The organism is Christiangramia echinicola DSM 19838, assembly GCF_000423065.1.
Taxonomy (GTDB): domain Bacteria; phylum Bacteroidota; class Bacteroidia; order Flavobacteriales; family Flavobacteriaceae; genus Christiangramia; species Christiangramia echinicola.
On sequence record NZ_AUHG01000011.1, the window covers coordinates 19,985 to 43,183 of the forward strand.

The following is a 23,199-nucleotide window of genomic DNA, read 5'->3' on the forward strand; positions in this document are numbered from 1 at the left end:
GAATGAGAGAGATCCTTTCTAAATATTTACCAGAGAATGCAGTTGTACCTGTTTCAGAACTTATTAAAATGAATGGGGTTCATCTTAAAATCGTTAATGAACGGGTTACCCGTCATGGTGATTACAGAAGAATGCCCGATGGGTCTCAACAAATTACGATCAATGCAAATCTGAATAAATATAGGTTTTTGATCACCAGCATACATGAGATTGCCCATCTTATAGCTTTTGAAAAATATGGGAGGAGTATTAAGCCGCACGGAGCAGAATGGAAGCATTGCTTTAGAAGTTTGATGTTACCTTTTATAAGACCGGAAATTTTCCCCAATTCCCTGCTTCCTGTGATAGCAAATCACTTCAGAAATCCAAAGGCGAGTAGTGATACAGATGCTAAACTATCTGTAGCTCTTAAATCTTTCGACCCTGAAAATGATAAGAGCTATATTTTTGAAATTCCTGCCGGGAGCTTGTTCAAGATCCATAATGGGAAAACCTTTAAAAAAGGCCCCAGAAAGATCAAGAGATATGAATGTATGGAAATGGATACCGGAAGAATTTATCTTTTTCAGCCTAATGCTGAAGTACATTTAATTAAGGTTTAAAATATGACTGGATCAAACAAGGATAATTATTATGCCATCTTAATGGCTGGAGGAGTTGGCTCAAGGTTCTGGCCTTCGAGCAAGGCATCCAATCCCAAGCAATTTATAGATGTTCTGGGGGTTGGAGAAACGCTTTTTCAAACTACTTTTAAAAGATTATCCAGGTTAATACCAGTAGAGAATATTTACGTTCTTACTAACAAGAAATATGTGGAAATGATCAAAGATCAAATTCCGCATATAAAAGATGAGCAGATAGTTCCTGAGCCGGAAATGCGCAATACTGCCCCAAGTATATTGCTGGGAGCTTTAAAGATTTATAAAAAGAATCCTAAGGCACTTACAGTGATCGCGCCAAGTGATCATTGGATTAAGGAGGAAGACGATTTTATAGAGTCAATTCAGCTTGCTTTAGATAGTGCTCAGGATAATGATCAACTTATCACCCTGGGAATTGAGCCAACTTATCCCAATACTGGATACGGTTATATAAAATACGACAAGGACGACGGAGAAGTGGTTAAAAAGGTAGCACGTTTCACTGAGAAGCCTGGGGAGAAAAAAGCTAAAAAGTTTATTGAGGAAGGTAATTATGTCTGGAATGCCGGTATATTCATTTGGAAGGCCAGTTTCATTATTAAAGCTTTCGAAGAATATCAACCTGAGATGTTCAGACTTTTTGAGAAAGGAAAGGATATCTGGAATACCAAGGCCGAAGATGAATTCCTTGAAACTCATTATGGGCAGGCATCTAATATTTCCATAGACTATGGTATTATGGAAAAATCAGATTCGGTTTATGTGATTCCTGTGAAATACCACTGGAGTGATCTGGGAACCTGGTCATCGGTACAAAGTGAGTTGCCTCAGGATGAAAAAGGAAATACGGCGGTGAATTCAAGGTTGGTTGTTGAAGATGCTGAGGATAATATTATTTCTACATATAATAAAAAGATAGTAGTTTTAAAGGGTCTTTCAGATTACATTGTGGTAGAAGATAAAGATGTCTTAATGATAGTCCCAAAATCTGAGGAACAGGAGATAAAACATATACGTGAGAAGGTGATGAAGGATTTTGGAGAAGATCTAGGTTAATAAAATGGCAAATACAGAAAATACAGAGACCAGTTCTAAGAGTTCAGGCGGGGAGAACCTTCGTGAGGATGCAATAGAAATTCAGAAGAAAGCCAGAACTTTCTTGAGTAGATTGCTGGATATCCGCGAGGATACAGACAGAGAGTCTACGGTAGAGGCGGTTCAAAAGGATATATCATTTAAAGGACATAATGCCTGGATCCTTATCTTTTCTATTTTTGTGGCTTCTATAGGATTAAACGTTAGTAGTACAGCAGTAGTAATTGGAGCCATGCTTATATCTCCTTTAATGGGGCCAATTGTGGGTGTAGGAATGTCTGTGGCTATAAATGATGTGGATACCTTGAAGCGTTCCTTTGTAAACCTTGGGATAATGGTGGGGTTAAGTGTGCTTACTGCAACCATTTATTTCTTTATTTCACCGGTAAAAAATGAAACACCAGAGCTGGTGGCCAGAACCTATCCAACGATCCTGGATGTTTTAGTTGCAATATTTGGTGGGTTAGCATTGATTGTAGCAAAAACTAAGAAAGGTACTATTGCAAGTGTAATTCTTGGGGTTGCTATTGCTACAGCTCTTATGCCCCCTTTATGTACTGTTGGATATGGATTGGCAAATGCTAAATGGCAATTTTCCTTAGGTGCCATATATCTCTTTTCGATTAATGCGGTTTTTATTGCTTTATCTACTTTTGTTGTATGTAAATTACTTGGTTTTCCGCTTGTAAAGTATGCGAACAGTAAAAGAAGAAAGCGTACCGCACAAATAGCTTCTACAGTTGCGATAATAGTAATGATACCCAGTGTGATCCTTTTCGTGAAACTCCTCCGGGAGCAGGTCTTTCAAAGTAAGGCTGTAGAATTTATCGAAAATACAGTAAGATATACCGGAGCTGAAACATTAAAATACGATAGTGATTTTAAAGAAAAGACTATTGATGTTTATATGATAGGGAACACCGTTCCTCTGGCTACAATCGCAACCTGGCAAGAACGCATGGGTGAAATTGAAGCGCTTAAGCAATCTGAATTAGTTATTCACCAGGGCAATGATCAAACACAGGATATAAACAGGTTGTCTACCGAACTTAGAAGTGGGATTCTTGAAGATCTATATGTAAAGAATCAGGAGGTCCTTGCCGATAAAGATAAAAGGATAAACTTACTTGAATCTGAACTTTCCAAATACAGGGGAGATGCTTTTTCATTTTCTAATCTTAGCCGGGAAGCCAAGATTAATTATGAAAATATCGAAGAGATAGGATATTCTAACCTTATAACTACTAATTTTCAAAAGCAGGATACCATTCCAACATTTACTGTAACCTGGAACTCCAAATTGAGAAATTCAGAATTAGCTGCAGAGCAGGATAAATTTCAGAAGTGGATGAAGGTTAGATTAAATCTAGATACACTTTCTATTAAAAATGTGCGTTGATTAAAGGCCTTGTTGCTGAGCTTTTCTTACTTTCTGAAATAAATTGGAAGAATAAACGAATTCTGTAACTGTTTGATCTTCAGTTCTGAATATTTCGTCTTTTGTGCCTTTCCAGGCGAGAACTCCTTCTTTCAAAAACGCAATGCGTTCACCAATCTCCAGTACAGAGTTCATATCGTGAGTAATTAGAACTGTAGTAATGTCATTTTCATGAGTAAGTTCCTGGATAAGATTATCTATTACCGTAGCGGTCTGTGGATCCAGTCCTGAGTTAGGCTCATCACAAAATAGATACTTTGGTTTATTTACGATCGCCCTGGCAATGGCGACCCTTTTCTGCATTCCACCACTAATTTCTGAAGGCATTTTATCTCCAGTTCCTTCAAGGTTTACTCTTTCCAGCACCTCATGAACCCTGGAGATCATATCGCTTTTCTTCTGTCTGGTGAACATTTTTAAAGGGAACATTACATTTTCTTCAACCGTCATGGAATCGAACAGCGCACCACCCTGGAAAAGCATTCCCATTTCTGTTCTTAGCTCTCGTTGCTCTTCATCAGAGAATGTAGAGTAGGGTTTACCATCATATTCAATAGTCCCTTTATCAGCTTTAAATAGGCCTAGCATACACTTTAAAAAGACACTTTTCCCAGATCCAGATTGGCCAATGATTAAATTGGTTTTTCCTCTTTCAAAGGTATAGTCGATACCTTTAAGAACTTCCTGGTCGTTAAAAGCTTTATGTAGATTTTTTACCTGTATCATTCTTTAACTTAATAAGAGTTGAGTAACCGCATAATTAGTTACAATTAAAACCACACTGGTCCAGACGAAGGAGGTTGTTGAAGCCTCACCTACTTCCAGTGCACCACCTTTCATATAATACCCATGGTAGGCAGGTACAGTAGATAAAATAAAGGCAAAAAGGAATGTTTTTATAAACGCATAGGTCAGGTGAAAAGGATTAAAATCATCCTGTAAACCTGTCATAAATTGATCTGAAGTAACAAACCCACCTAATACAGCTGCCGTGTAAGCTCCCGCGATTCCCAGAAACATAGAAATAGCTATTACAAATGGATATGTGAACATGGCGATGATCTTAGGGAATATCAAATAATTCTTAGAGTTTATTCCCATTACCTCCAAAGCATCGATCTGTTCGGTTACTCGCATAGAACCGATACTGGAAGTGATAAAAGACCCAACTTTTCCTGCCATAATAATGGAAATAAACGTTGGTGCAAATTCCAGAATTACAGATTGTCGGGCTGCATATGCTACCAGCGTTTTTGGGATAAGAGGGTTGTTTAAATTCAGTGCAGTTTGTATAGCAACAACAGCCCCAATAAAGAATGAAAGGAATGCTACGATCCCTAATGACCCCATTATCAATTCATTTATTTCTTTAAAAATGAGATTTCTTAGCACCGAAGCTTTAGTCATTCGGCCAAAAACTCCCTTAAGCATTAAAAAATATTCCCCAATGGAGTACAGGTAGGTCATTAATTGAATTTTGAAAAGCTAAAATACTAAAATTTCCCTCTAAAGTATTTAACGCTTAATTAAACTTTAGCGTTTGAAGTTTAGTATTTTTGGGTCAGATTAAAAATTTTGTTTTAATGAAAAGGTATTTTTTAGCTTTTGCTTTACTGTTAGCTTTATCTCCAGTAAAAGCTCAACTTGTAAATGAAAAGCCTAAACTGGTAGTTGGAATCGTTGTAGACCAGATGAGGTATGATTATTTGACCAGGTTCTGGGATCAGTTCGGAAATGATGGTTTCAAAAGAATGGTGAATAACGGATTTACTTTTAAAAATAATCACTTTAATTATATCCCTACCTATACCGGACCGGGTCATGCATCTGTTTTTACGGGAACGACTCCTGCATCGCATGGTATTATTGGGAATGGATGGTACAATAAATTCGAAGAAGAGCCTGTTTACTGCGTGTCAGATTCCTCTGTTAAGTCGGTTGGTACAGAGAGTTATGCCGGCGAGATGTCACCGCATAGAATGCTTTCTACAACTTTTGCAGATGAGAACCGCCTGCATACACAAATGAAGGGAAAGACCATTGGAGTGGCTCTAAAAGATCGGGGAGCAATTCTTCCTGCGGGCCATACGGCAAACGCTGCCTATTGGTTCCATGGAAAGGAAGAAGGTCACTGGATCTCAAGTTCTTTTTATATGGAAGATCTGCCTAAGTGGGTGAAAGATTTTAATTCTTCAGGGAAAGCAAAGTCTTATTTAAAAACCTGGAATACGGTAAAGGATGTTAATTCTTATGCTCAAAGTGGAATCGATGAAAACAATTTCGAGTTTGGATATGATGGTAAAGAAACGGCAACATTTCCTTATGACCTGAAAAAATTAGCTCCGCAAAATGGAGATTTCGATATTATTAAAGCAACGCCTTTTGGAAATGATCTAACTGCCGATTTCGCAAAAGCAGCGATTAAAGGAGAATCATTAGGTAAAGATGAAATTACAGATGTACTTACACTAAGCTTCTCGAGTACAGATTATGTTGGACATAATTTTGGGGTGAATTCTAAGGAGGTTGAAGATACTTATATTAGGCTTGATCTTGCGATAGCCGATGTTCTTAAATATTTAGACCAGGAAGTAGGAGAGGGGCAATATACTGTTTTTCTTACCTCAGATCATGGCGCAGTAGATGTGCCCGCCTATCTTAAGTCAAAAAATATTCCGTCGGGATATTTTGATGATGGAAAGGCCAGGGACAAGTTAGAAACTTTTGCTAAAGAAGAATTTAAAGTAGATAGCCTAATACGAAATGTTTCGAATTCCCAGATCTTTCTAAACTACGGTCTAATGAAGCAAAAAAAGCTTTTGGCTGAAGATGTGGAGTCGAAAATTGCTCATTTCATGCTACAACAAGATAATATTTCTAAAGTTTTCACCAGGGATCAATTAGTATCGGCTGGTTATGCAAGCGGTATAAGTGGATCGATACAGAACGGTTATAATCAGAAGCGAAGTGGGGATATAGTTTTTGTAACAGATCCAGGTTACATAGTTTACCCTGAGAAAGGAACTACACACGGAAGCGGATTTTCTTATGATACCCATGTACCCTTGATCTTCTTCGGAAAAGGGATCAAGAAGGGAAGCACATTTGAGCATTCTGAAATTCCGGATATTGCTCCTACAATTTCTGCCATGTTGGGAATCTCCTTTCCGAATGCAACTACCGGAAAGCCATTAAGTATAATGCTGAAAGATTAAGCCTAAGCTATCTTTTTGCGAATATTCGCCCAGCGTAATTTTCTAATAAAACGACCTTCTTCTTCAGAAACCAGAAAAGGTCGTTTTTTATTTCTGGCATTAAAGTAGCCAGAAATGTAGTGTAGAAATGCGAAGGGATTTGCTTTCATTGCGGCCAGCTTTGCTGAAGCAATAAGACTTAGCAAGGTGCCATATCTTAACCTGTAGAAAGCCTCACCCTGTTTGCGTCCGGAATGTTCGAAATAATTCATTCCCGTTGGTCTAAGGTGCTTAACCAGCAAAGAATCGTCAGTTATCACCTTCCATCCATGAAATCTCGCTAATAATTCATCTGCGGTATCCCAACCCATCGCAGGTTTTAATTCTCCGATCTGTATAAAACAATGTTTCCGGTAGGCTTTAAGAGCACCTCTAATATGGTCTTTTCCGGTTAGATTCTCAGGTATCCATTTCTCCTTTCTTTGAATGCTGCAAAAGCCACCAACCATTCCGGCCTGGGGATCATTTTTAAAATGTTCAGCTATTTTTTCGAGGTAATTATTGGGAAAGATGAGGTCTGCATCAAATTTACATATGATGTCATAATCATCACTTAGTTTAAAATATCCTTTATAAAAAGCATTGATCACTTTACTGCCGGGAGCATGCTCAGTTGATGAATTGTTCTTTACTAGCTCCATAAATGGGTATAGAGCAGTGTATTTTTCTACAATTTCAGAAGTATTGTCGGTAGAGCTGTCATCTACTATCACCAGTTTGTTTGGGAGCAATGTTTGGTTAGCGAGGGATTCAAGGGTTTGGGCTATAAAATTAGCCTCATTATGGGCTGGGATAACAATATCTATCTTCAAGGTAGAATTCATTTACAATCAATTGCTAAGATAGAATTTTAGAAGAAGAAGCTTAGTTTCTTTCAGCGTAAACCGCATAATAACGCGGAGTGAATTTTCGAAGTATCGGACGAATACCAGCTTTATTAACAGGATTGGTCCATTTCAAAGTTTTCTTGATTTTCCAACCAGATTTTTCGAATAGCCAGTCGAATTGCCAGTCTTCAAATTCATGATAATGACGATCCCATTTATCCGTTTTGCTTCTATAGGCTGGTGAAAACCATAATTTAAGAGGAACACTCGCTACGATCTTATCGGCTTTAATTTCTTTAAGTACATTATAAGGAGCAAGCAGATGTTCGAAAATTTCAAACGCAGTAACCAGATCGTATTGATCATTTTTTACTGCTGAGAATTCTTCGTCAAGATCTTCCCCGGAAGTATTAGTTACTTCATAGCCATTCTCTTTCATTATTTTAGAAAATGGATTCTCTACTCCAAGATCCAGTACTCTGGCCGGCGGAGGGACTAGTTCTTTTAAAAATTCTAAAGTTTTCTGATATCTTTTTTCAGGAAAGCTATTCTCGTACATTTTAGATCTGGTAAGTGATCGCATTGATGTTCATTCCCGCTCCAACACTTGCGAACATAATTATATCACCTTTTTCAAGTTTCTGGTCTTCTATTTTTCCTCTTTGTACCAGATCGAAAAGGGTAGGTACCGTAGCAACACTACTATTTCCTAATTCATGAATGGTCATGGGCATCACATTTTCTGGTGGTGTCATTTCATGTAATTTATAGAAACGTTTAATGATCGCCTCGTCCATTTTTTCATTAGCCTGGTGAATAAAGATTTTCTTCAGGTCTTTAATAGATTTGCCACTGTTTTCCAGGCATTCTTTCATGGCGTTCGGAACATTTACCAGGGCGAATTCGTAGATCTTTCTACCATGCATTTTGATATACCTGATATCGTCTGGAGCGGTAGAATGATTTGATTTTCCGAAATAAATATATTCAGATTCCTGGAAAGAGTATGTTGCAGATTCATGAGATAGGATCCTGGATTCACCTTCGGTAGCCTCTAATATTACAGCTCCGGCGCCATCTGAAAATATCATGGAATCTCTATCGTGCTTATCTACCACTCGGGAAAGAGCTTCGGCGCCAATAATCAAGCATTTTTTAGCCAGACCAGCCTTTATAAATGCTTTCGCCTGGATCATTCCTTCTATCCATCCCGGGCAACCAAAAAGAAGGTCGTACCCCACGCATTTTGGATTTTTGATTCTTAGGTGAGCCTTAACTCTAGTGGCTAAACTTGGGACTGTATCACTCTGTATAGAATTTGATTTTACGTCTCCATAGTTGTGCGCAACGATAATATAATCCAGGGTTTCCGGATCTATTCCAGAACTTTCAATAGCTTTTTGACTTGCTATTACCGCAATATCCGAGGTCGTTAGGTTCTCGTCTAGATAACGTCTTTCCTCTATCCCTGTTATTGCTTTAAACTTACGAATCGTAGTTTCGTTGTCATGAGGGAAATTTGAACCATCCAGGTTATAAAACTCATGTTGATAAAAGTCAGCGTTTTTAGTAATAACATTTGGTATGTAGCTTCCAGTTCCCGTGATTTTACAATTCATCTGACTTTCTTAAAATTTAGGTTACAATTTAAATAATTACTAGTTATAGCCTATTAAAATATATAAATTTTTGGTCGAAAAAAAACCTGCCAACTGACAGGTTTGTATTTTGTTCAATTGAAAGGTCTATGCTTCAGCGTATTCTTCAGTGGGAGGACAGGTACACATCAGGTTTCTGTCACCAAAAGCTTCATCAACTCTTCTCACACTAGGCCAGAATTTATTATCATGCAAATGGCTTAATGGGTAAGCAGCCTTTTCTCTTGAATAAGGTAGCTTCCATTCGTCTGAAGTTAGCATATGTATAGTATGCGGAGCATTCTTTAGAACGTTGTTAGGTTCATCGGTAGAACATTCATCGATCTCTCTTCTTATAGATATCAAAGCTTCACAGAAACGGTCCAGTTCTGGTTTACTCTCACTCTCTGTTGGTTCTATCATCATGGTTCCGGCAACCGGGAAAGAAACGGTAGGAGCATGGAAGCCATAATCGATAAGCCTTTTGGCGATATCTGTAACTTCTATTCCCTGTTCTTTAAAAGGCCTGCAGTCTATGATCATCTCATGAGCAGCACGTCCTCTTTCTCCTGAATAAAGAGTTTTATAATGACCTTTAAGTCTCTCTTTTATATAGTTTGCGTTTAAGATCGCATATTCTGTAGCCTTCTGAAGTCCGCCGGTTCCAAGCATTTTTATATACCCATAAGAGATCAAACAAACTAAGGAAGATCCCCATGGTGCAGATGAAATTGCTCCAATTGCCTGGTCTCCTCCAGTTTTAATGACCGGGTTTCCGGGTAAAAATGGTTTTAACTGTTCAGCAACGCAAATTGGTCCAACTCCCGGTCCACCACCTCCATGAGGGATCGCGAATGTTTTATGAAGATTCAGGTGACAAACATCTGCTCCAATTCTTCCAGGGTTGGTCAATCCAACCTGAGCGTTCATATTAGCGCCATCCATGTAAACCTGACCACCATTTTCATGAATGATGTTCGTTACTTCACGAATTGCGGATTCAAAAACTCCGTGGGTAGATGGATAGGTGACCATCAATGCTGCAAGGTTATCCTTGTATTTTATAGCTTTTTCTCTAAGATCGTCAACATCGATATTTCCATTTTCAGAAGCCTTGGTCACGACAACCTTCATTCCAGCCATTACAGCTGAAGCTGGGTTGGTACCATGAGCCGAAGAAGGGATCAGGCAAACATTTCTATGTCCTTCGCCCTGAGCTTCGTGATATGCGCGAATAACCATTAGTCCTGCATATTCTCCCTGTGCACCGGAATTCGGTTGAAGGGAAGTAGCAGAAAAACCTGTTATTTCAGTTAATTGATGTTCTAATTCTTTTAATACCGTTTGATAACCTTCTGCCTGGTCTACAGGAACAAATGGATGAAGGTTACCCCATTGCGGGTTGCTTAATGGAAGCATTTCTGAAGCTGCATTCAACTTCATGGTACAGGAACCTAGAGAGATCATGGAATGATTCAGAGAAAGATCCTTACGCTCCAGTTTCTTGATATAACGCATCAATTCAGTTTCTGAATGATACAGGTTAAAAACCTCATGCGTTAAGAATTCTGTCTTTCTTTCAAGATTTGCAGGGATCGCAGTGCTTTCAGAAAGCGTTTCGACCTCTGAATTTTTCTTTTCAGCAAATTCAGCAAAAACAGCAACTATTGCATTAAGATCATCTGTAGTTGTTGTTTCGTTTATAGAAATACAGGCACTATCTGCATCTGGATAAAAGAAATTGATCTCATGCTTTTCAGCGATCTCTTTTAATTTTGCAGCTTTAGCCTTTACGTGAATCGTATCAAAATAAGCAGAATTCAATTGCTCGAATCCTAATTTCTTTAATTCTTCTTCCAGGGAAACGGCAGATGCATGTACGATATTTGCAATATATTCCAGACCCTTTGGTCCGTGATAAACTGCATACATTCCGGCCATAACTGCAAGTAATACCTGAGCGGTACAGATATTTGAAGTTGCCTTGTCTCTTTTTATATGTTGCTCTCTGGTTTGGAGAGCCATTCTTAAGGCGTTGTTTCCGTCAAGATCTTTAGTGATTCCAATGATCCTTCCCGGAAGGTTACGCTTGTAGTCTTCTTTTGTAGCGAAAAATGCAGCGTGAGGTCCACCATAGCCTAACGGAATACCGAATCTTTGTGTAGTACCTACAACTACGTCTACTCCTAATTCACCTGGAGCTTGAAGTTTTACTAAACTCAATATATCTGCGGCAAAAGCAGTTTTGATATTTGCTTTATGGCAATTCTCAACAAATTCAGAATAGTCGAAAATCTGTCCGAATTTACCAGGATACTGAACTAAGGCTCCAAAATATTCTTCAGAAAAATCAAATTCTTCATGATCACCTACAACCATATCAATTCCAAGGAAATTAGCCCTGGTTTCCATTAAGGAAATAGTTTGAGGTAAGGTCTGTTGAGAAACAAAGAATTTATTTACATCAGCTTTCTTTTGCTTTCTGTCACGAACTGCATGAAGTAAGGCCATGGCCTCTGCAGCTGCTGTAGACTCATCTAAAAGAGAGGCATTCGCTATTTCCATGCCGGTAAGGTCGCTTACCATAGTTTGGAAATTCAATAGAGCTTCAAGTCTACCCTGTGCTATTTCAGCCTGGTAAGGTGTGTATGCCGTATACCAACCCGGGTTTTCAAGTATATTGCGTTGAATTACTGCAGGAAGAATTGCCTGGTGGTAACCTAAACCAATATACGTTTTGTAAACCTTATTCTTTTCAGAAAGCTTTTTGATATGTTCAGCGTATTGGTTCTCGCTCATCGCCTTTGGAAGGTTTAGAGGATTATCCAGGCGTATATCATCTGGCAGGGTTTCGTAAATTAATTGGTCTATAGACTCAGCGCCTATAGTGTCCAGCATTTCCTGTAGATTTTCTGCTTTAGGACCTATATGACGTAATGCGAAAGAATCTGTTCTCATTAAAATAGATAGTTGTGTTTTTCGTGCTGCGAAAATACATAATTTCAATCTATTTTTTTAGAGTTTAGTACTATACAGTTGTTAAGTTTTTATAGCAAAAATTATCTGTATTATTTTATACGTAATTTCGTAGGATGAAGTATTTAAAAAATGCTTTTGAACTCTATATAAATAGTAGCATCCATGTTTCTCTGGCAGTGGTTGCCTTTACTTTGGTTAGTATATTCGAACACGATCTCGAGGTCGATAAAAATTTGATCCTGTTCATTTTTTTTGCCTCGATTACAGGGTATAATTTTGTAAAATATGCCGGGATCGCAAAGTTATATCATCTAAGCCTTGCCACGAATTTAAGACTCATCCAGATCTTTTCACTTTTATGTTTTGTTGCAATGATATTTTTCGCATCAAAATTAGATATAAACGTATTAATTGCAACTGGAATCATGGGCGTTTTCACTCTATTTTATGCGCTACCTGTATTTGGGGGAGAAAAGAATTTGAGAAGTCTGCCGGGAATTAAAATCATTATTATTGCTGTTGTCTGGGCAGGTAGCACTGTTATAATTCCACTTATCAATTCTGAAAAGGTCCTGGGAATAGATTTGATCGTTGATTTTCTACAACGTTTAATGTTGGTGGTGGTGCTAACGCTTCCTTTTGAAATAAGAGACCTTGAATATGATAATGTACACCTAGGAACCATACCTCAAAAACTTGGGGTTTTCATGACCAAAGTCTTTGGGAGCGTCCTGTTATTTATAATTTTATGCGCAGATCTTTTTCAAAGATCATTTAATTCTACAGAATTTCTTTCGCTACTTATGATGCTGGTAATTTCCGGGTTTTTCTTGTGGGGCTCCGGGATGAAGCAAGGAAGATTTTACTCCTCTTTCTGGGTAGAGGCCTTGCCAATTATGTACTTGGGGTTGTATCTATTGTTCAGGTTCTTTCTTCCGCAAATTCCTTTTTAATCTCTTCACGCCATTGCTGTTTTTTTTCCTCAGGGCAGGGTTCAATTTTCGATTTATCTAGAAGATCTGTGAGTTTAGAATTTCTCTGTGAGAATTTCCGGCAGGTTTTGCAGAGTATCAGGTGAATATACAATTTTGCCTTATCCAGGAAATTTGCCTCTTCATACTGTGCTTTGTTGCAGCAATCTGCAGCTTCAGAACAATCAATAAAAAAAAACTTACTTTTTTTACTCATAACTAGAACCAGTTTTTTTCTAAACAAGCGGCCAGAGCGGTTCTGGCCCTATGTATAATAACCCAAAGGTTAGACGGCGTGATATTGAATTCATTACAAATTGCTTCAGTGTCTGCACCGTCAATTGTTTTTCTTTTGAAAATTTCAGCATGTTTCTCATTTATGCTGTCAAGGCATTCAAGTATGGCAAGACCAAGCTCAGTATTTTCCATTTCATCCTCTGCTGTTCGGTCGAATTGATCTGCTACCTGTTCTTCAAGCCACTCACCCTCATTGTAATCATCTGAATAGTTAAGCTTGACTTCCGCTTTACCTTTACGTGAATTAATTTTGCGGTAGTAATCTATGATTTTTCTCTTAAGAATCGAAATCAACCATGTTCTTTCGCTTGCTTCACCTTTGAAATTCTTAGCCGATTTTAAAGCTGCCAGGAAGGTTTCTGAGATTAGATCATTAGCTACCTCGCGATTATTAACCCTAACAATCGTGTAATTAAAAAGATAATCTGAATATCTATCGACCCATTTATTAGGGTCGAGGGTGTTGGCTGACATGATGTATAGTTCGTCTGTTCTACTCAAAAGTAGCAAAAGAATGACTATCAATAGTTATAGAAAAGATAAGATTTCCTGATACCATTCCTGTTTTCAACTATTTCGAGATCAAACCTGCTCTTCTAAGCAATGCATCTGGTTTAGGTTCTTTGCCTCTGAATCTTTTATATAATTCCATAGGATGCTCTGTTCCACCCCTGGAAAGTATATTTTCCCTGAACTTATCTGCAATATCTTTACTGAAGATACCATGCTCGGTAAAATATTCGAAGGTGTCTGCATCCAGAACTTCAGCCCATTTATAGGAATAATAGCCTGCAGCATATCCTCCCTGGAAAATATGAGAGAAAGCCGTGCTCATACAATTGGAATCAACCTCTGGGTAAAGTTTTGTGGCTTTAAATGCTTCAACTTCATGTTCTTTAACGTCATCAATTGGAGTTGGATCTATACCATGCCAGCTAAGATCAAGCATTCCAAAGCTTAGCTGCCTTAAGGTTGCAATTCCTTCAAGGAAATTAGCCGATTCTTTTATCTTTTCTATGTATTCCTGCGGAATAGCTTCTCCAGTCTTGTAGTGCTTTGCGAATAACTGAAGTGATTCTTTTTCATAGCACCAGTTTTCCAGAACCTGACTAGGTAGCTCTACAAAGTCCCAATAAACGTTAGCTCCAGATAGACTTGGATAGGTTGTATTTGCCAGCATTCCGTGCAGGGCATGACCAAATTCATGAAATAAAGTGGTAACCTCATTAAAAGTTAATAATGAAGGTTCTTTTTCTGTGGGTTTAGTGAAATTGCAAACTATAGAAATATGCGGACGTTCATTTTTACCATCTTTTACATATTGCTGCTTATAGATAGTCATCCATGCACCATCACGTTTTCCTGGACGTGGATGGAAGTCGGCATAGAATAATGCAACATCCTCTCCGAATTCATTAGTGACTTCAAAGGTTTTTACATCAGGATGATATTTGTCAATATTATTTACTTCTTCAAAATTAAGGCCATATAATTTCCCGGCGATTGTAAAAACTCCATCAATTACATTTTCTAATTTGAAGTAGGGTTTTAATTTTTCATCATCCAGATTGAATAATTTCTGTTTAAGCTTTTCAGCATAATAGGCAGAATCCCATTTCTGAAGTTGATCTATATTATCTAACTCTTTTGCGAAATCCTCCAGTTCTTTAAATTCTCTTTCAGCAGCTGGTTTTGCTTTTTCCAGCATTTCATTTAAGAAAGAATCAACTTTTTCCGGAGTTTCGGCCATTCTTTCCTCCAGTACAAAATGCGCATGAGATTCAAAACCTAGAAGTTTAGCTCTTTTATATCTTAATTTTGCAATTTGAAGAACATTGTCTTGGTTGTCTAATTCATCGTTATGAAAACCTCTGGAGCCAAAGGCGAGAGCAAGCTCTTTTCGTAATTCCCTGTCTTCGGCATATTTCATAAAAGGGATGTAACTTGGATATTCTAAAGTGAAAATCCAGCCTTCCTTATCCTTGGATTTCGCGACAGAACGGGCTTCATCTTTGAAGCTTTCAGGTAAACCATCCAATCTGCTTTCATCTGTAATCTGGAGTTCGTACCTGTTTGTTTCAGCAAGAACATTTTCTCCAAATTTGAGCTTAAGTTTTGATAGTTGTTTATCTATTTCCCTTAATTCATCTTGTTTTTCATCAGGAAGATTAGCCCCGTTTCTGGTAAAGACTTTATATTTTTTATCTAGAAGAGTTGACTGCTCCTTAGTAAGATCCAGGGTTTCTTTAGTGCTAAAAACGTCCTTTATTCTTTTAAAGAGATCCTTATTAAGGATAACATCATTCTTGAACTCTGAAAGTACTGGTGAAATTTCCTGCGCGATCTTTTGGATCTCTTCATTGGTTTCGGCAGAATTTATATTGAAAAATATACTGGTTACCCTATAAAGTTTTTCCCCTGAGAATTCCAGTGCCTCAATAGTATTTTTAAAAGTAGGTACCTCTTTAGATGAAACAATTTCTTTAATTTCTTCTTTCGCCAGCTCCACGGCTTCTAAAATAGCAGGTTTATAGTCTACTGTTTTAATTTTGGAGAATGGAGCATATTTAAATTGTGATAATAGTATATTTTCAGAATCCATATAAATAGTTCAATTAACGCTATTGGTAAAAAATATTAGCTTAAATGTGGTATTCAATATTTTTTTAACTAATTTGGCGTTTCGTTCGTGAAAAAATTAACGTAATATTTACTTTGATATAAAAGAAAGTAGTTTGCGAAGTTCTGGTTTTATATTTAGAATGGTTAATAAATAATAAGTACAGATTACAAAGTTCACTACTAGAAGGCCGCATTCGCGGCCTTCGTTATTTTTTAATCGATTTTGCCCCTTCTAATACTTTCTGTTTCAAACCTTCCTTGTAAACCAGTACCTTATCCAGAACGCATTTATCAGAAGTTCCGATAATTTGTGCTGCCAGTATTCCTGCATTTTTTGCGCCATCCAGGGCTACAGTCGCAACTGGAACTCCACCTGGCATCTGTAATATAGAAAGTACAGAATCCCATCCATCGATAGAATTTCTTGATTTTACAGGCACTCCAATTACAGGAAGAGGGGACATTGAAGCAACCATTCCTGGTAAATGAGCGGCACCACCAGCGCCGGCAATAATTACTTTTATGCCTTTTTCATGGGCAGTCTTACTGAAATCAAAAAGCTTTTCAGGAGTCCGGTGAGCTGACACGATATCAACTTCTACCTCAATATCAAAACCTTTAAGTATATCTATGGCATCTTGCATAACGGGTAGGTCACTTGTACTACCCATAATAACTGCTACTTTTCCCATGCTATTTATTTTTGCTTATTACCTTAATGCTATTTTTAACCTTTTCAGCAACCTTTCTTGCTTTAGCCAGGTCTATATCAACAATAGTTACGTGTCCCATTTTTCTGAAAGGACGCGTGAGCTTCTTCCCGTAAATATGCGGGGTTACGCCATCCAGTTTCATGATTTCTTCAATATTTTCATAAACCACTTCGCCTTCGTGACCTTCAGCTCCCACTAAATTTACCATAATTCCGCCCACTTTGCTATCTGTGTTTCCTAGAGGAAGATTAAGTATGGCTCTTATTTGTTGTTCAAATTGATTGGTGTAGGAGCCTTCAATGCTATAGTGGCCACTGTTGTGTGGTCTGGGCGCTACCTCATTTACCAGTATTTCATCATCCTTAGTCTGGAACATTTCAACCGCAAGTAATCCTACATGATTAAATGCTTCTGAAACACTTTCAGCTAACTTCCTGGCTTTCTCAGCAACTTTATCGTCTATTCGCGCCGGGCAAATTACATACTCAACCTGGTTGGCCGTAGGATGAAATTCCATTTCCACCACCGGGTAGGTCTTCATTTCGCCTGAAGGATTTCTGGCTACGATTACGGCGAGTTCATTTTTAAAAGGTACCAGATTTTCGGCGATACATTCACCTTCAGACAGATCATTTAGATCTTCAATATTTTTAATTACTGAAACTCCCATTCCGTCATATCCTCCTGTAGCACTTTTCCAGACAAATGGAATTTTTATCTTACCATTTGCAACGGAATTTTTCAAATCATCTATCCTTTGAAAAACCTCAAAATCTGCCGTAGGAATATTATTTGTTTTATAAAATTCTTTCTGCACAGCCTTATTCTGGATTTTTTCCAAAGTCTCTGCCGATGGAAAAGTTTTTATTCCCTCAGATTCCAGCTGTTTTAAAGCTGCAATATTCACTCCTTCAATTTCAAAAGTGACTACATCTGCTTTTCGACCAAAATTTAATACTGTTTCATAATCCATTAGATCGCCCTGCTCAAAGTAGTTGCATGAAATTTTGCATGGAGCTTCATTATTAGGGTCCAGAACTAGTGTTTGTATATCGTACTTTCTGGTTTCGTACAACATCATTTTTCCTAATTGACCACCACCAAGAATAGCTAGTTTAAAGTCTGAAGAGAAATAATTTACCATAAATTCAATAGGCTTTTCGCAAAAATAACTTATTCGAAATTCCTGCCATACATATTCGGTAAGAAATCGGGCTGTTGGGCTTATTGAGATTCCTTATCTTTGCGACTTAAAATTTGAAAGTTTTGATAAAACTACACGATCTTGAATTTGAGCCTTATATTTCTGAAGAAGAAATTATCACGGCGATAGATAAGATTTCTGATGAATTAAATGCGGAATATGCCGGGCAAAAGCCAGTTTTTATTGGAGTTTTGAACGGGTCTTTTATGTTCGCTTCAGAAGTTATCAAAAGATTTAATAGTGATTGTGAGGTGAGTTTTGTGAAAATGGGTTCTTATGACGGCATCGAATCTACCGGAAATGTAAAAACTCTGGTTGGGTTAAACCAGGAGTTAAAAGGCAGGCAGGTAGTATTGCTGGAGGATATTGTAGATACCGGGAATACGCTGGTTGAAATTGATAAGATCTTAAAAAGTGCGGAAGTTGCCAGTTATAAAGTAGCTACATTATTTTTTAAACCGGAAGCATATAAAAAGGATGTTCCAGTTCAAATTAAAGGAATTGACATCCCGAATAAATTTATAGTTGGTTATGGTCTTGATTATGACGGATTGGGGCGTAACCTTACTCAAGTATATAAACGCAAAGAAAAAACAATGACAAATCTAGTATTGTTTGGTCCTCCGGGCGCAGGCAAAGGAACTCAGGCATCAATTCTTAAAGATAAGTACGAACTGATTCATATTTCTACCGGGGATGTTTTTCGGTACAATATCAAGAATAAAACAGAATTGGGTCTTAGTGCAAAATCTTTCATAGATAAAGGGCAGTTGGTTCCAGATGAGGTGACCATTAACATGCTAAATGCTGAAGTTGAAAAGAATGAAGGGACTAACGGATTTATCTTTGACGGTTTTCCAAGAACTGAAGCTCAGGCAGAAGCTTTGAGCGCCTACCTTGAATCTAAAGGGACTGAAGTTCATGCTATGATTGCGTTAGAAGTTGAAGACGAAATTCTAGTTGAGCGTTTATTGGAAAGAGGAAAAACTTCTGGTAGAAAAGACGATGCTGATGAAGCGGTTATTAGAAACCGGATCAAAGTATATTATAATGAAACTGCCATTTTAAAAAACTATTATCAGAAACAGAATAAGTATTTTGGTGTTGATGGTGTTGGTAGTATCGGGGAGATCACAGAGCGATTAAGCAAAGTGATTGACGAATTAATGAAATAATAAGAAAATGACTGAAGGGAATTTTGTTGACTATGTGAAAATTCATGTTTTTTCCGGAAAAGGAGGAAAGGGCTCTGCTCACCTGCATAGGGAAAAATATATAACTAAAGGTGGACCCGATGGTGGAGATGGAGGTCGTGGAGGCCATGTTATTGTAAAAGGAAACAAAAACCTCTGGACGTTATTTCACCTCAAGTTCAAGCGACACGTAAAAGCTGAACATGGTGGAAACGGGAGTAAGCAAAGAAGTTCTGGAGCTCAGGGAACAGATGAATATATCGATGTTCCATTGGGAACCGTAATTCGTGATACCGAAACCAACGAGATCATCAAAGAAATAACTGAAGATGGTCAGGAATTTATTGTTGCAGAAGGTGGAAAAGGTGGTTTAGGGAACTGGCATTTTAAAAGTTCCACGAATCAGACTCCCAGGTACGCACAGCCGGGAATTGATGGACAGCAAATAGATATCACGCTGGAATTAAAAGTTCTTGCTGATGTGGGTCTGGTAGGATTTCCAAATGCAGGAAAATCTACATTGTTATCTGTTATTACTGCGGCTAAGCCTAAAATTGCCAATTATGAGTTTACCACTCTTAAGCCTAATCTTGGAATTGTAGAATATCGAGATTTTAAAACTTTTGTGGTTGCCGATATTCCTGGGATTATTGAGGGTGCAGCTGAAGGAAAAGGTTTAGGGCATAGATTCCTAAGGCATATTGAGAGAAATTCTACGTTGTTGTTTCTTATCCCTGCAGATGCTAAAGATATTAAAGAACAATATGATATCCTGCTAGACGAATTGAAGCGTTATAATCCTGAATTAATGGATAAGGACAGATTGATCGCTATCTCTAAAAGTGATCTTCTGGATGACGAATTGAAAGCTGAACTGTCTAAAGAATTGGACAAAGAATTCAAGCTTCCTTACATTTTCATTTCTTCCGTAGCTCAAATGGGATTGACTGAATTAAAGGATAAATTATGGCAAATGCTTAATTAGCAGCCTGTTTAAATCCTGTTAAAGCTATAAAGCTTCGAACTGATTTTGCGTAATTTTAGTAAAAATCAGTTTATGAAACTCTTCAAATATTCTATTCTATTATTATTCGTAGCTGCCTGTAATGCACCTCAGGCAGTTTACGATTATGATCAAAAGGTCAATTTCGACCAGTATTCAACCTACTCAATATTTCCAGATTTCCAGTCAGGTCTTAGTCAATTAGATGATTCCCGGCTTATAGAAAGCCTAAAATCAGGTTTAAAGGAAAAAGGGTTTACAGATTCTGAAAATCCCGGAATATATGTAAATGTATACACTGAAGCATTCCAGCAGGATAATCGTAGCCGCGTTGGAGTTGGAATTGGTGGAGGAGGAGGTAATGTTGGAGTTGGAGTCTCTGGTGGTGTCCCAATTGGCCAGATGGATACTTATCTTAAGCTCACTTTCGATTTTATAGATGTAGAAAAGGATGTACTTATCTGGCAGGCGGTTGTTGAAAGTCCGTATTCATTTGATGCTGATCCACAGAAGAGAAAAGAAAGCTTTGATAAAATAGTGGCTAAGGCTTTGGAAGGCTACCCTCCCAAAAAGTAGTTCACTAATATTTATAATTAAAAAAGCCCCACGCAAATGCATGGGGCTTTTTACTAATTGATTGGTTAGTTGAATCAGGTGAAGAACTTAGTTCTCTTCCTGCTCATCTATTTCCTCTTCATTCATTTCTGAATCATCCATATCTGTATCTTCATTCATCGAACTATTACGATTCGATACTACGAATACACTTCTACGGTTCTTAGCATACTGCTCGTTTGTACAACCTGTTGGCTCGGTACAATCGTTAACGGGTCTGCTTTCCCCATATCCTTCAGAAATAAGTCTTCCTTTGTCAATTCCCTTTTCAACAAGGTAATCTACAGTTGAAGCTGCTCTTCTCTTAGAAAGATCCATGTTATACTTATCACTTCCTCTAGCATCTGCATGAGACTCTACCTTCACCTTAATGTTAGGGTAGTCGTTCATGTAGGTTACAACAGAGTCAAGTACCGGCTTAGATTCTGGCTTAATTGTAGCCTTGTCAAAGTCGAAGTAGATCTTGCTACCATCGATTGGGATGATATCCTGACCACTAGTTTCATCAGTTACAGTTGGAGCCTCAATAACTTCATTCTCTTCACGAGTGAATTGGTATAGGTTATCTGTTCCTCTTCTGTTAGATGCGAAAAATCCAGTTTCTTCACCTTCTTTAATTACAAAAGCGAAATCATCGTTACCACCGTTGATAGATGCACCTAGATTTTCTACTTCTGAGAAATCACCTTCAGTTCTGAAAATATCAAGATTTCCAAATCCCTGGTGACCATCAGATGTGAAGTAAAGAACATCTTCATCACTAATAAAAGGGAATTGTTCTCTTTGAGCAGTATTAACTGCTGGTCCTAAATTTTGAGGTGTTCCATAAGTTCCATCCTCATTCACATCTACAACATAAATGTCAAAAGAACCGCTTCCGCCAGGCATATCACTTGAAAAGTACAGTTTAGAACCATCTGCGCTTAGGCTAGGGTGCTCAACTGAATACTCTTCGCTGCTAAATGGAAGTTTCTCAACATTTGTCCATTCTCCGTCAACATTTTCAGCACGGTAAAGACTAATATGAGCAACGCGAACATCGTTCTCGTTCTTCACCCTGTCTTCGTTAGTTCTGTCAAAGAACATCACTGTACCATCCTTGCTAAAAGTAGCAGAACTCTCATGCTCATCTGTATTGATGGCATCAGAGAAAAGAACGATATCTGTCATTTCTCCTTCGTCATCCATGGCAGCACTGTATAGATCTAGAGTTGGAAGTTTGTTCCATGGGTAAACAGGACGCTCCTGATTTCTAGTTGAAGCAAAAGCAACACGGTCTCCGTAGAATCCAATACCAAAGTCTGAGGAAGACTGGTTGTTCATTACCTGGTCATAGTTGAATTTGTGAGGAACCATCGTATCAAGTTCGCTTGCAAATTTCTCATGATCCCAGTTTTCACCAGTTAGCTCATTCATCAACTCATCAGCTTTCACATAATTTCCAGCTGCCATTAAAGCATGAGCGTATCTAAATTTAAATTCAGACTCTGTAGCTTCTGCGTGTCTTAGAAAAAGTAATTCATATACTTCAGCTGCATTTTGCATCTGGTTAGTATAGAAATATGAATCTCCAAGATTTTGTAGAACCTCCTGTGATTTATTGTTAACGTTCTCGTATGCATCTGCAGCATCAATATAAGCTGCCTGAGCAAAGAACTTGTTCCCATCCCTGATGTCAGACTTCTGTCCGAAAGCAGTGATGCTTACAAAAATTATTAAAAGTGTACTATATATATTTTTCATGTTATTCGGGTTTTAGAAGAATCTTGGTGATTTGTCATATCCTTTTTTAAGTCCGAATAGATCGAAATCAAATAATAGCATGATCTCATGTGATCCATCGTTACTTAAATCGTAGGTTGGATAGTCATAAGCATATCCAATTCTAAGGCCTGGAGTAACTCTAAAGTTAATCAAACCGGTTACAGTTTCGTCGAATCTATAACCTACACCAGCTTCAAGTCTGTCGTATAACAGAACGTTCGCGTTTACATCAACAGATAATGGAGCTCCTTGCACACCTCTTACCATTGTAGAAGGCTTCAATTTGAAGTTCTCACTAATGTCGAATACATAACCACCGGTTAGGTAGTAATGGATCTCTTCTGAACCACGATCACGTAATAACTGACTGTTATCGATATGCTCAGAAGTTAACAAGTTAGGAGCAGATACACCTAAATAGTGATTGTCTCCAAACCAGAACGCTCCAACACCGAATACAGGAAAAATTTCACTCACATTTTCGAATGCAGGATCATTCGGGTCATTTAAGTTTAACCCTGAAAGATTTGCATCAAATGTTGTAAGACCTGCTTTCGCTCCAAATGAAAGGTTAGTTTTCTCACCAGTTGGGATTACATAAGCGAAATCTGCGGTAATATTATTTTGTTTTTCAACATTACCAATTTCGTCATGAACAACTGTTAGACCTAATTCTACTCTCTCACTTACGGGAGTATGGGCAAAGAAGTTGAGGGTGCGAGGTGCACCATCAACATCTGTCCATTGCATTCTATATATAGCTCCAAGATTTAGCATTCCTGGATCGTCTGTTGCGTAAGCAGGATTCATTACACTCATATTATACATGTACTGAGTGAATAAAGGATCTTGCTGTGACATACCTTTTATAGAGAAAAGGATAATGCCTGCGAATATTAAATATTTTGTGATTATTTTTTTCATTTCGTTTTCTTGTTTATCCTAA

Annotated in this window: 21 protein-coding genes; 8 read left to right on the plus strand and 13 right to left on the minus strand. The window is 37.9% G+C overall.

Annotated elements, in window-relative coordinates; translation table 11 throughout:
* Nucleotides 1–2 precede the first annotated feature (2 nt).
* Genes G530_RS0105080 through G530_RS0105090 form a run of 3 tightly spaced genes read left to right on the plus strand, consistent with a single transcriptional unit; the run spans nt 3 to nt 3,135 of the window.
* A complete protein-coding gene (locus G530_RS0105080) occupies nt 3–602 on the plus strand; it encodes a SprT-like domain-containing protein (protein ID WP_026933504.1) in 600 nt (199 codons plus the stop codon).
* Nucleotides 603–605: 3 nt separating this feature from the next.
* On the plus strand, nt 606–1,697 hold the full coding sequence (locus tag G530_RS0105085) for a mannose-1-phosphate guanylyltransferase (protein ID WP_026933505.1): 1,092 nt from the start codon (nt 606–608) through the stop codon (nt 1,695–1,697).
* A gap of 4 nt (nt 1,698–1,701) precedes the next feature.
* Nucleotides 1,702–3,135, plus strand: coding sequence for a DUF389 domain-containing protein (locus G530_RS0105090; RefSeq protein ID WP_026933506.1), 1,434 nt, complete (start codon nt 1,702–1,704; stop codon nt 3,133–3,135).
* On the opposite strand, the gene G530_RS0105095 is transcribed toward G530_RS0105090, so the two are convergent.
* The gene (locus G530_RS0105095) at nt 3,136–3,900 is read right to left on the minus strand and encodes an ABC transporter ATP-binding protein (protein WP_026933507.1); all 765 of its coding nucleotides are present in this window, start codon (nt 3,898–3,900) and stop codon (nt 3,136–3,138) included.
* Between the two features lie 3 nt (nt 3,901–3,903).
* Complete coding sequence (locus tag G530_RS0105100; protein WP_026933508.1) at nt 3,904–4,641, minus strand: MlaE family ABC transporter permease; 738 nt, start codon at nt 4,639–4,641, stop codon at nt 3,904–3,906.
* A gap of 116 nt (nt 4,642–4,757) precedes the next feature.
* Here G530_RS0105100 and pafA point away from each other — a divergent pair, with 116 nt between their 5' ends.
* Complete coding sequence (gene pafA / locus G530_RS0105105; RefSeq protein ID WP_026933509.1) at nt 4,758–6,389, plus strand: alkaline phosphatase PafA; 1,632 nt, start codon at nt 4,758–4,760, stop codon at nt 6,387–6,389.
* Between the two features lie 2 nt (nt 6,390–6,391).
* Here pafA and G530_RS0105110 read toward each other — a convergent pair whose 3' ends face one another.
* From G530_RS0105110 to gcvP, 4 genes are all read right to left on the minus strand, one after another.
* Nucleotides 6,392–7,252, minus strand: a complete 861-nt coding sequence (locus G530_RS0105110) for a glycosyltransferase family 2 protein (RefSeq protein WP_340139845.1) — start codon at nt 7,250–7,252, stop codon at nt 6,392–6,394.
* A gap of 40 nt (nt 7,253–7,292) precedes the next feature.
* Nucleotides 7,293–7,814, minus strand: coding sequence for a methyltransferase domain-containing protein (locus G530_RS0105115; protein ID WP_026933511.1), 522 nt, complete (start codon nt 7,812–7,814; stop codon nt 7,293–7,295).
* A 1-nt stretch (nt 7,815) separates the two neighbouring features.
* Complete coding sequence (locus tag G530_RS0105120) at nt 7,816–8,874, minus strand: 3-oxoacyl-ACP synthase III family protein (RefSeq protein WP_026933512.1); 1,059 nt, start codon at nt 8,872–8,874, stop codon at nt 7,816–7,818.
* A gap of 126 nt (nt 8,875–9,000) precedes the next feature.
* Entirely contained in the window at nt 9,001–11,850 is a 2,850-nt protein-coding gene (gene gcvP, locus G530_RS0105125) for an aminomethyl-transferring glycine dehydrogenase (protein WP_026933513.1), read from the minus strand.
* A gap of 134 nt (nt 11,851–11,984) precedes the next feature.
* On the opposite strand from gcvP, the gene G530_RS0105130 reads away from it, so the two are divergent.
* Nucleotides 11,985–12,824 (plus strand): UbiA prenyltransferase family protein, encoded by an 840-nt coding sequence (locus G530_RS0105130; protein WP_026933514.1) that lies wholly within the window; start codon nt 11,985–11,987, stop codon nt 12,822–12,824.
* Here the strand turns inward: G530_RS0105130 and G530_RS0105135 are convergent.
* The 5 genes from G530_RS0105135 to G530_RS0105155 form a co-directional block, all read right to left on the minus strand.
* Entirely contained in the window at nt 12,793–13,059 is a 267-nt protein-coding gene (locus G530_RS0105135) for a hypothetical protein (RefSeq protein ID WP_026933515.1), read from the minus strand. The genes G530_RS0105130 and G530_RS0105135 overlap by 32 nt on opposite strands.
* 2 nt (nt 13,060–13,061) lie before the next feature.
* Entirely contained in the window at nt 13,062–13,613 is a 552-nt protein-coding gene (locus G530_RS0105140) for a sigma-70 family RNA polymerase sigma factor (protein WP_026933516.1), read from the minus strand.
* 97 nt (nt 13,614–13,710) lie between these two features.
* Complete coding sequence (locus G530_RS0105145; RefSeq protein WP_026933517.1) at nt 13,711–15,741, minus strand: M3 family metallopeptidase; 2,031 nt, start codon at nt 15,739–15,741, stop codon at nt 13,711–13,713.
* Nucleotides 15,742–15,967: 226 nt separating this feature from the next.
* Entirely contained in the window at nt 15,968–16,453 is a 486-nt protein-coding gene (purE, locus tag G530_RS0105150; RefSeq protein WP_026933518.1) for a 5-(carboxyamino)imidazole ribonucleotide mutase, read from the minus strand.
* 1 nt (nt 16,454) lies between these two features.
* A complete protein-coding gene (locus tag G530_RS0105155) occupies nt 16,455–17,618 on the minus strand; it encodes a 5-(carboxyamino)imidazole ribonucleotide synthase (protein ID WP_026933519.1) in 1,164 nt (387 codons plus the stop codon).
* A 122-nt stretch (nt 17,619–17,740) separates the two neighbouring features.
* On the opposite strand from G530_RS0105155, the gene G530_RS17450 reads away from it, so the two are divergent.
* From G530_RS17450 to G530_RS0105170, 3 genes are all read left to right on the plus strand, one after another.
* Nucleotides 17,741–18,853, plus strand: coding sequence for an adenylate kinase (locus G530_RS17450; RefSeq protein ID WP_169514032.1), 1,113 nt, complete (start codon nt 17,741–17,743; stop codon nt 18,851–18,853).
* A 7-nt stretch (nt 18,854–18,860) separates the two neighbouring features.
* Entirely contained in the window at nt 18,861–19,856 is a 996-nt protein-coding gene (gene obgE / locus G530_RS0105165; protein WP_026933521.1) for a GTPase ObgE, read from the plus strand.
* A 72-nt stretch (nt 19,857–19,928) separates the two neighbouring features.
* Nucleotides 19,929–20,450, plus strand: coding sequence for a DUF4136 domain-containing protein (locus G530_RS0105170; protein WP_026933522.1), 522 nt, complete (start codon nt 19,929–19,931; stop codon nt 20,448–20,450).
* An 87-nt stretch (nt 20,451–20,537) separates the two neighbouring features.
* On the opposite strand, the gene G530_RS16565 is transcribed toward G530_RS0105170, so the two are convergent.
* Together G530_RS16565 and G530_RS0105180 are read right to left on the minus strand one after the other, a co-directional pair.
* Nucleotides 20,538–22,232 carry an OmpA family protein gene (locus G530_RS16565; protein WP_240472132.1) on the minus strand — a complete coding sequence of 565 codons (1,695 nt, stop codon included), beginning with the start codon at nt 22,230–22,232 and terminating at the stop codon, nt 20,538–20,540.
* 12 nt (nt 22,233–22,244) lie between these two features.
* Entirely contained in the window at nt 22,245–23,177 is a 933-nt protein-coding gene (locus G530_RS0105180) for a PorP/SprF family type IX secretion system membrane protein (protein WP_026933523.1), read from the minus strand.
* Between the last annotated feature and the right edge of the window lie 22 nt (nt 23,178–23,199).

Bases quoted from the DNA above. Each gene is read 5' to 3' on its own strand.
- G530_RS0105130 (WP_026933514.1), top strand. From the start codon at position 11,985: ATGAAGTATTTAAAAAATGCTTTTGAACTCTATATAAATAGTAGCATC.
- G530_RS0105135 (WP_026933515.1), bottom strand. From the start codon at position 13,059: ATGAGTAAAAAAAGTAAGTTTTTTTTTATTGATTGTTCTGAAGCTGCA.
- G530_RS0105140 (WP_026933516.1), bottom strand. From the start codon at position 13,613: ATGTCAGCCAACACCCTCGACCCTAATAAATGGGTCGATAGATATTCA.
- gcvP (WP_026933513.1), bottom strand. From the start codon at position 11,850: ATGAGAACAGATTCTTTCGCATTACGTCATATAGGTCCTAAAGCAGAA.
- G530_RS0105080 (WP_026933504.1), top strand. From the start codon at position 3: ATGAGAGAGATCCTTTCTAAATATTTACCAGAGAATGCAGTTGTACCT.
- G530_RS0105085 (WP_026933505.1), top strand. From the start codon at position 606: ATGACTGGATCAAACAAGGATAATTATTATGCCATCTTAATGGCTGGA.
- G530_RS0105095 (WP_026933507.1), bottom strand. From the start codon at position 3,900: ATGATACAGGTAAAAAATCTACATAAAGCTTTTAACGACCAGGAAGTT.
- obgE (WP_026933521.1), top strand. From the start codon at position 18,861: ATGACTGAAGGGAATTTTGTTGACTATGTGAAAATTCATGTTTTTTCC.
- G530_RS0105110 (WP_340139845.1), bottom strand. From the start codon at position 7,252: ATGAATTCTACCTTGAAGATAGATATTGTTATCCCAGCCCATAATGAG.
- G530_RS0105100 (WP_026933508.1), bottom strand. From the start codon at position 4,641: ATGACCTACCTGTACTCCATTGGGGAATATTTTTTAATGCTTAAGGGA.
- G530_RS0105145 (WP_026933517.1), bottom strand. From the start codon at position 15,741: ATGGATTCTGAAAATATACTATTATCACAATTTAAATATGCTCCATTC.
- pafA (WP_026933509.1), top strand. From the start codon at position 4,758: ATGAAAAGGTATTTTTTAGCTTTTGCTTTACTGTTAGCTTTATCTCCA.
- G530_RS0105180 (WP_026933523.1), bottom strand. From the start codon at position 23,177: ATGAAAAAAATAATCACAAAATATTTAATATTCGCAGGCATTATCCTT.
- G530_RS0105120 (WP_026933512.1), bottom strand. From the start codon at position 8,874: ATGAATTGTAAAATCACGGGAACTGGAAGCTACATACCAAATGTTATT.
- purE (WP_026933518.1), bottom strand. From the start codon at position 16,453: ATGGGAAAAGTAGCAGTTATTATGGGTAGTACAAGTGACCTACCCGTT.
- G530_RS0105170 (WP_026933522.1), top strand. From the start codon at position 19,929: ATGAAACTCTTCAAATATTCTATTCTATTATTATTCGTAGCTGCCTGT.
- G530_RS16565 (WP_240472132.1), bottom strand. From the start codon at position 22,232: ATGAAAAATATATATAGTACACTTTTAATAATTTTTGTAAGCATCACT.
- G530_RS0105115 (WP_026933511.1), bottom strand. From the start codon at position 7,814: ATGTACGAGAATAGCTTTCCTGAAAAAAGATATCAGAAAACTTTAGAA.
- G530_RS0105155 (WP_026933519.1), bottom strand. From the start codon at position 17,618: ATGGTAAATTATTTCTCTTCAGACTTTAAACTAGCTATTCTTGGTGGT.
- G530_RS0105090 (WP_026933506.1), top strand. From the start codon at position 1,702: ATGGCAAATACAGAAAATACAGAGACCAGTTCTAAGAGTTCAGGCGGG.